Genomic DNA, 7,561 nt, shown 5'->3' with positions numbered 1-7,561 from the left:
GGATTCCCTTTCCCAATAGAAGGCCTACGGATGTGCAACTGTTTCTTTTTACTCTTTTTTCCCCAAGTTATCCACCGTCTAGCGTGTTGAAACGTCTGAAATGTGAATAACATAAGTGTAGTTTGTGGATAACTTTCGTGGGGAATTCGGCGTTGTTCCAACGATTTTGTGGATATTGCACGGGGGAGATTCCCCGCTTATCCAGTGAAGGACGACGCATGATTTTGACTGTGTTCAGGGGTCAGAGTAATTTAGTAGAGCTTGACTCATGAGGAGCCGTGCCTTGGCATGGCTAAAACACCGGGAGCATTAATTATGAAGAGGACATTCCAGCCGAACAACCGTCGTCGTCACATGAAGCACGGTTTCCGCCATCGCATGCGCACCCGCGCAGGTCGCGCTCTGATCAATCGTCGCCGCGCCAAGGGCCGCAAGTCCCTCGCTGCCTGATTGTATTTAGTGGCATAGCGGTGGAACGGCTGAAAAGCCATCGCGATTTCGTCGCGGTGCTCAAACGCCGTCGTAGGGTATCGCGTGAAGACATCGTCGTACATTATGCAATGCATGACGATGTCTTCATATCCGATTCCACGGCGAGGAGTGGCCGACGTGTCGGTCTGGCCGTTTCCAAGGCTGTCGGTAACGCAGTAACGCGTAATACCGTCAAACGTCGTTTCCGTGTGCTCGCGCGAAAGCACGAATTCTTACTGCCTGAATCCTGCGACATCGTTTTGCGTGCGAAGCCTAGCGCGGCGCATGCCGATTTTTCATCCTTGGATCATCAGATGGCAGCCTGCTTCGAGGCGATAAGCCGTAAGGCAGCACATCAATGACGAGGATGGGGCGTAGCGGTGATTGGATGATTCGTGCCATACGTTGGTATCAGCGTCACATTTCCGCGAAAACCCCGCCCTGTTGCAGATACTATCCAAGTTGTTCCAATTACGCGATTCAGGCTGTGACACGTTTTGGCTGCCTCAGAGGCGGCCTTCTTGCCTTTTTGCGTATCCTGCGCTGCAGGCCTTGGAGTCGCGGGGGAATCGACGATGTTCCGCAGCGCTATTCCATTTGCTATAGATTTTCGTGGTCAAAGGCTCATGAAGAGCCACGACTCACACCACTGGCCGCAGACGATAAGGAGACGGGCCTGCAATGCTGAATCAAAATCAATTTCTCCTCGATAGCGGTTTCTGGGGCTGGTTGTATAAGCTCCTGACGCCAATCGAGTGGCTCATGACGCAGATCATGGCCATTTTCCATAAGTTTCTGACTCTGTTGGGTATGCACCCGGTCGGCTTCTCGTGGGTGCTATCCATCATCTTCCTGGTGCTCGTGGTGCATGCGTGCGTGTTCCCGCTGTACTACAAGACCATGAAGTCGATGCGCAAAATGCAGGAAATCCAGCCGAAGATGGCGCGCATCCAGAACAAATACAAGGGCAAAAACGATCAGGCCAGCAAAGAGGCCATGCAGCGTGAAATGATGAAGCTGTATCAGGACAACGACGCGAACCCGATGGGCTCGTGTCTGCCGATGCTGATTCAGGGCCCTATATTCATGTGCATGTTCTACACGCTGTCGGCCATTCCATACATCGCCCGCGGCAAACGTGCCGCGCTGGGCGCTTTTGATCAGGCCACCGCGTTGCAGTTCACCAAGACCACGGTGTTCAATACCAATGTCACCGATAACTTCATGACGGCCAACATCGGCGGTAAGGTCGTCATCGCCATCTTCGTGGCGCTGATGTGCTTCTGCCTGTGGTTCATGCAGTACAACAACATGAAGCGCAACATGCCTCAGAATGGTCCGCAAACCAAGCAGACCGAGATGATGCAGAAGATGATGCTTTGGATGTTCCCGATCATGTACATCTTCTCTGGTGCCACCATGCCGTTCGCTGTGCTGGTGTACTGGCTTGCCAACAACATTCTGAACCTTTGTCGTTCACTATGGCAGGTCTACGCCTTCCCGACTCCGGGTTCCCCGGCGGCGGAAGCCAAGACCGTTCGTGATCACGAACATGAGAATGCCCGCCGCGTCAAGGCCGGCCTTCCATCTCTCGAAGAAGAGGAGTTGGAGAAGGCCAAGATCGCAGCCGAGAGCAAAACGAAGAACGGGTATCAGCGGCAGCAGCCATCTCGCAAGAAGAAAAAGAAGTGAGCAAGGTGTCCCGTGTTTCACGTGAAACACGGGACACGCCCTTCCTTCAGGGTTATTACCGAAGTGATAAACAGGACTTAGACTGAGAACAGACACCCCGCTCAAAGGAGTACACAACCATGGCGCAAGATGATGAAAAGACCATCGATCAGCTCAATGAAGAAGCTGATATCGCTGCCGATTATCTTGAAGAATTGCTGGATATCGTCGACTATGAAGGCGATATTGAGATGGGCGTACGCAACAATCGCCCGACCGTACAGATTGTTGCCGATGATGACACTGATATCAAGCATCTGATTGGCCGCAATGGGGAAGTGGTGGATGCCTTGCAGCAGCTCACCCGTTTGGCGGTTCAGCAGAAGACTGGCGAACGGTCTCACCTCATCGTGGACGTTGACGGCTATCTTAAGCATAAGCGTCAGCGTCTGCATGATATCGCATTGGACGCCATCGACGAAGCGCGTGAAACCGGTGAGCCGGTGGATCTTAAGCCGATGAATTCTTTTGAGCGCAAGATCGTGCATGATGTAGTTCGTGAGGAAGGACTGAAGTCCCGCTCCCACGGTGAAGAGCCGCATCGTTATGTGACGGTGTACCTCAAGTCGGGATCTGCCGGAACGACCACCGAAGAGGATGATTTCGAAGATATCGTCGAAATCTGATTCGTTTCACGTGAAACATAACGCCGCCATTGTGCGGCGTTTTTTATGTGTGACAGCTTCGAAGGCCAATATTCCAGTTGCGTCTTAGACTGTCACGAAAGAACATCGCCCTCCCTCTCTCTACTATAACACTGCCGTCATGTTATTTATGGAGGTGGTTGATATCCCTGTGGTTATAGGATAGAGAGCATGACTGAAGTGACTGACGAACTTGATGATTCGCCGATTTTGGAAGAAGTACTTGGGGATGCGCTTGTGAAGTTGCGTATCTTTCATGACAAACTAGCACAGGAGGGAGAGCCCCGCGGACTTATCGGACCGCGTGACGTCGGTATTATCTGGGAACGACATATCCTGAATTCTGCGGCGATTGTGCCATTTGTACGTGAAGCAACGGTACGCAGGCAATTCAAGACGGTGGCTGATATTGGTAGTGGCGGTGGATTCCCTGGAATCGTCGCGGCCGCATGTCTGTCGGATCATCGGTTCACGCTGGTGGAGCCCATGGAACGTCGCGTCGAATGGCTCAATGAATGCGTCAACGACATGGGCCTTGACAATGTCACGGTGGTGCGGTCACGCGCCAATGCAATGATTGATGCCATCCGCGGTTCCAAAACCAGCAGGAAGAACAGGGGAGCAATATCGCATACCACTCCCGTACTCGACCTGGATGGTAATCCAATTGCCACAAGTCATCCGTTTGCCGTGGTGACCTGCCGTGCCGTAGCGCCCATGACCAAACTTTCCGGATGGACGTTGCCCTTGCTTGAGACGGGAGGTCGTCTAGTCGCCCTGAAAGGACAATCCGCACAAGATGAGATCGATAAGGCCTCGAAGGAGATCGCCAAGAGCGGGGGAGTCCGTCCTCGGGTGGTTGATGCCGAGGTGGGGCCGGGACTGGAGTCAACGCATATTCTGCTGGTTGACAAAAGATAAGTTATCCACAATTTGGCGAAGTTATCCACTTTGTCCACACTTGCAGACGTCATGATTTGGGATGAAAAAATTTCGCTATATTGCAACGTTTATCCTGTGGATATTCTTTTAAGCGCCACGTAGGTTATCCACCAGCTATACACAGTTATCCACATTTGCGCACAATGTACTACATGTCCACCCAAATGAAGAAACTTGAACATACTGTAAGTAATCGAGGAGGGCTAGTTCATGACTGGACCTGAAGGACCAGACAACCTGACGTCTATGGAATCCGCCACGGATACCATTAAACGTATTTTCGGAGGAAGCTCCTCCCCGTTAGGCGCACAGATAGCTGATGAATCATCGCGATATCGTGCTCTGCAGAAGGTGACGTTCCCTAAGCCGGAACGTACTCGCATGATTGCCGTAGCCAATCAGAAAGGTGGCGTCGGCAAAACGACGACCGCGGTGAACGTTTCCTCCGCGCTGGCACAGTATGGTGCCCGAGTATTACTGATTGATATGGATCCGCAAGGGAACGCTTCCACCGCTCTTGGAGCGCGGCATACCTCGGGGGAACCTTCCGTGTATGACGTGCTTGAAGGGCGTATGAGCATTGCCGAAGTCAAGCAGACCTGTCCTGATTGTGAATTGCTCGACGTGGTGCCGGCCTCCATCGATCTGAGTGGTGCCGAGCTGGAAGTCGCCGATATGGCTGACCGTAATGTGTTGCTCAAACGTGCGGTCGATGAATTTCTGAACACCAGCGAACAGCACTATGATTATGTGATCATCGACTGCCCTCCGAGTTTGGGACTGTTGGTCATCAATGCCATGTGCGCGGTTACGGAGATGTTGATCCCAATTCAGGCGGAGTATTACGCACTGGAGGGACTTGGACAACTGATTAACACCATCGGTTTGGTGCAGGAGCATTTCAATCCCGCCCTGCTGGTATCCACCATGCTGGTCACGATGTTTGATAAGCGTACGCTGTTGAGCCGTGAAGTGCATGAGGAAGTCAAAAAGCACTATCCGACCATCGTGCTTGACACCACCATTCCGCGTACGGTGAAAATCTCCGAAGCTCCGAGTTTCAATCAGAGTGTGATCGCCTACGATCCGAAAGGTATGGGAGCGATTTCCTATTGCGAGGCTGCATTGGAAATCGCACGTCGTTCCCCGACGGTGCTGCAGGCTATTGATGCGAGAAGAAACGAGAACTGATTATGGCTACGAAGTCGCGTTTGGGCAAGGGTCTTGGAGCGTTATTCCCCGCTTTGCCGGGGGAGAGCCAGAAGCACGAAGATGTTGTGCAGGAACCTCAAGCCGCTGCCGAGAAACCGCAGGATAGCAAGACTTCCGTTGCTACTGCACAGGCCTCCGTCGATGCCGTGCATGGCATGAAACAGTCCGGCAAAAAGAGTGTTTCACGTGAAACTGCGAAAAAAACTTCAAGTCGACGGAATGCAATGCCTTCCATTACCTTGAATGAAACCGCCCATCCTGCGGATATGTTCTTCGGTAGTTCCGGTCTGGGGGTGGAATCGTCGCAACAGTCGGTTGAAAAACAAACAAGTGTTTCACGTGAAACCGAATCATCTGACAAGAAGAACGAAGAGCCGGAATTGTTGCCGGTTCAAGGCGGCTATCTTGTTGAATTACGGCTCAGTGACGTTGGTCCGAATCTGCATCAGCCACGCACCATCTTTGATGAGGATGATTTGCGTGAGTTGGCTGACTCCATTCAGGAAGTCGGCGTGCTTCAGCCAATCGTTGTGCGTAAGCGCCCAAGCGAGCAGATCGAGGCCGCACGTAAGGAACAGCGTGAACAGGCGCAGGAGAGCGCAAAGAATGCGTCTGAGGCCCATAATATGTTCGAGGCCCGCATGGACAGCATGTACGAGCTCATCATGGGCGAGCGTCGTTGGCGTGCTTCGCAGATTGCCGGTCTGAAGACGATACCGGCAATCGTCAAAACCACTGCGGATGACGATATGCTGCGCGATGCCTTGCTGGAGAATCTGCATCGTGTTGCATTGAATCCATTGGAAGAGGCGGCCGCATATCAGCAGATGATCGATGATTTCGGTTTAACGCAGGCGCAGCTTTCCAAATCCGTTTCGAAGTCACGCCCGCAGATTGCCAATACCCTGCGGTTGCTGCATCTGCCGGCGGTCGTACAGAAAAAAGTCGCTTCGGGACTGCTTTCCGCCGGACATGCCCGCGCATTGTTGGGCCTGCCTGCCGAATCTGACATGGAACAGCTGGCGACTCGCATTATTTCCGAAGGATTGTCGGTGCGTAGCACCGAGGAAATCGTGTCGATGAAGGTTTCCGAAAGCGATCAGCCGAAGAAACCCAAGGCGAATAAGCTGAATCCCTGGGCTGGTACTCCGGTGCAAATGGGTCTTGAACAACGTTTCGGTACCAAGGTGTCAATCAAGGGATCCAAGAAGCATGGCCGCATCGAAATCGTGTTCAAATCCGAAGACGACATGAACCGAATCGTCGATCTGCTCATGCAGCAGCAGTGATTGATATGTCCGTGGGAGGGAATGACATATCCTATTACGGCGCACTCCGGGCCGCTCAGGCCGAGTCTCTACGGTCTTAAATAGGATATGCCACACCTCCCCCTCTGTGGACACATGACAAAAACAAGCGCGTAATACGGGACTTGCTGCGGGAATGCGGCAGAAAACCGGGCAGACTACTGCAGATAGGATTGGGCGTCGAGAGCGGCGCGGCAACCCATTCCGGCGGCGCTGATGGCCTGGCGATAAACACTATCGACGCAGTCGCCGGCGGCGAAAATTCCCGGAGCGCTGGTTCTGGTACTGGCACCTTCCACCTGGATATATCCGGCCTCATCACGATTTACCACACCATCAAGGAAAGTAGTGGCGGGAGTGTGTCCAATAGCGACAAAAACCCCATTTGCAGAAATAACTTCCACAGATTCGTTTTTCAAGTTACGTATAGAAATTGAATTAACTCCATTATCATTTCCATTAATCTCTTCAATTACGGAATTAAGAATGAAATCAATCTTCGGATTGTTCTTGGCTCGCTCGACCATAATTTGAGAGGCACGGAACGAATCACGGCGATGAATCAGCGTAACGGAGGATCCAAAACGGGATAGGAAATCGGCTTCTTCGAAGGCGCTATCTCCGCCACCTATTACAACAATCGGCTTATCTCGGAAGAAGAATCCATCGCAGGTTGCGCAGTAGGAGACACCCTTGCCGGAGAATTCGGATTCGCCTGGTACGCCGAGTTTGCGATACTGGGAACCGGTGGCTACTACCACGGCCCTGGTCTGATATATGTCGCCTTGGTCAAGGGTTACGGTCTTCGTATCGGATTCGACATCGACGGTAACGGATACGACATCGTCCCAGATGATTTCGGCGCCGAACTTTTCGGCCTGTTTCCTCATGTTGTCCATAAGATCGGGGCCGAGAATGCCATCGGGAAATCCCGGGAAATTTTCCACCTCAGTGGTGTTGACCAGCTGTCCGCCGGGAGTCAGTGCCCCGGCGATGACCAGTGGTCTGTATCCCGCACGGCCTAGATAGATGGCTGCAGTGTATCCTGCCGGGCCGGATCCGATAATAACTACATCTCGCAAATCGCTCATGGTCCCACCATACGAGCACTTCCGCCGAGCCATGCCGTATGAGCTCAGGGCGTATTCCACCCGTTATCGTATTTTGCGATAACCGGTCATCATGAAGGTTGGAAGAGGGAGTGAACATGATGGATGCTGGCTGTTTCACGTGAAACAGCCAGCATCATATCGT

General features: G+C 52.5%; 9 protein-coding genes. 8 read left to right on the top strand and 1 reads right to left on the bottom strand.

Annotation, left to right across the window (positions count from 1 at the left end; genetic code table 11):
* Positions 1 to 315: 315 nt before the first annotated feature.
* The 8 genes from rpmH (at position 316) to BBDE_RS10855 (ending at position 6,289) form a co-directional block, all read left to right on the top strand.
* Positions 316 to 450, top strand: a complete 135-nt coding sequence (gene rpmH, locus BBDE_RS11290) for a 50S ribosomal protein L34 (RefSeq protein ID WP_003843024.1) — start codon at positions 316 to 318, stop codon at positions 448 to 450.
* Positions 451 to 470: 20 nt separating this feature from the next.
* Positions 471 to 833 carry a ribonuclease P protein component gene (rnpA, locus tag BBDE_RS10880; protein WP_003838122.1) on the top strand — a complete coding sequence of 121 codons (363 nt, stop codon included), beginning with the start codon at positions 471 to 473 and terminating at the stop codon, positions 831 to 833.
* A gap of 26 nt (positions 834 to 859) precedes the next feature.
* Positions 860 to 1,159, top strand: coding sequence for a membrane protein insertion efficiency factor YidD (gene yidD / locus BBDE_RS11285; RefSeq protein ID WP_074696013.1), 300 nt, complete (start codon positions 860 to 862; stop codon positions 1,157 to 1,159).
* Entirely contained in the window at positions 1,153 to 2,163 is a 1,011-nt protein-coding gene (gene yidC, locus BBDE_RS10875; protein WP_003838126.1) for a membrane protein insertase YidC, read from the top strand. The genes yidD and yidC overlap by 7 nt, the downstream gene beginning before the upstream one ends.
* Before the next feature lie 119 nt (positions 2,164 to 2,282).
* The gene (locus tag BBDE_RS10870; RefSeq protein ID WP_003838128.1) at positions 2,283 to 2,828 is read left to right on the top strand and encodes a Jag family protein; all 546 of its coding nucleotides are present in this window, start codon (positions 2,283 to 2,285) and stop codon (positions 2,826 to 2,828) included.
* 189 nt (positions 2,829 to 3,017) lie between these two features.
* The gene (gene rsmG, locus BBDE_RS10865; protein ID WP_003838129.1) at positions 3,018 to 3,767 is read left to right on the top strand and encodes a 16S rRNA (guanine(527)-N(7))-methyltransferase RsmG; all 750 of its coding nucleotides are present in this window, start codon (positions 3,018 to 3,020) and stop codon (positions 3,765 to 3,767) included.
* Between the two features lie 267 nt (positions 3,768 to 4,034).
* Entirely contained in the window at positions 4,035 to 4,979 is a 945-nt protein-coding gene (locus BBDE_RS10860) for a ParA family protein (protein ID WP_012902626.1), read from the top strand.
* A 2-nt stretch (positions 4,980 to 4,981) separates the two neighbouring features.
* Positions 4,982 to 6,289, top strand: a complete 1,308-nt coding sequence (locus BBDE_RS10855; protein ID WP_003838135.1) for a ParB/RepB/Spo0J family partition protein — start codon at positions 4,982 to 4,984, stop codon at positions 6,287 to 6,289.
* Between the two features lie 176 nt (positions 6,290 to 6,465).
* Here BBDE_RS10855 and trxB read toward each other — a convergent pair whose 3' ends face one another.
* Positions 6,466 to 7,398: a thioredoxin-disulfide reductase gene (trxB, locus tag BBDE_RS10850; RefSeq protein ID WP_003838136.1), complete on the bottom strand. Its 933-nt coding sequence runs from the start codon at positions 7,396 to 7,398 to the stop codon at positions 6,466 to 6,468.
* Between the last annotated feature and the right edge of the window lie 163 nt (positions 7,399 to 7,561).

This window comes from Bifidobacterium dentium JCM 1195 = DSM 20436, from assembly GCF_001042595.1.
Classification (GTDB): domain Bacteria; phylum Actinomycetota; class Actinomycetes; order Actinomycetales; family Bifidobacteriaceae; genus Bifidobacterium; species Bifidobacterium dentium.
The sequence above is the reverse complement of the archived record's forward strand: the minus strand, read 5'-3'. Positions and strand labels throughout refer to the sequence as shown.

What these genes read in the sequence shown, in the direction of transcription:
- yidD (WP_074696013.1), top strand. Translation starts at nt 860, where the DNA reads ATGATTCGTGCCATACGTTGGTATCAGCGTCACATTTCCGCGAAAACC.
- rpmH (WP_003843024.1), top strand. Translation starts at nt 316, where the DNA reads ATGAAGAGGACATTCCAGCCGAACAACCGTCGTCGTCACATGAAGCAC.
- trxB (WP_003838136.1), bottom strand. Translation starts at nt 7,398, where the DNA reads ATGAGCGATTTGCGAGATGTAGTTATTATCGGATCCGGCCCGGCAGGA.
- BBDE_RS10855 (WP_003838135.1), top strand. Translation starts at nt 4,982, where the DNA reads ATGGCTACGAAGTCGCGTTTGGGCAAGGGTCTTGGAGCGTTATTCCCC.
- BBDE_RS10860 (WP_012902626.1), top strand. Translation starts at nt 4,035, where the DNA reads ATGGAATCCGCCACGGATACCATTAAACGTATTTTCGGAGGAAGCTCC.
- rsmG (WP_003838129.1), top strand. Translation starts at nt 3,018, where the DNA reads ATGACTGAAGTGACTGACGAACTTGATGATTCGCCGATTTTGGAAGAA.
- BBDE_RS10870 (WP_003838128.1), top strand. Translation starts at nt 2,283, where the DNA reads ATGGCGCAAGATGATGAAAAGACCATCGATCAGCTCAATGAAGAAGCT.
- yidC (WP_003838126.1), top strand. Translation starts at nt 1,153, where the DNA reads ATGCTGAATCAAAATCAATTTCTCCTCGATAGCGGTTTCTGGGGCTGG.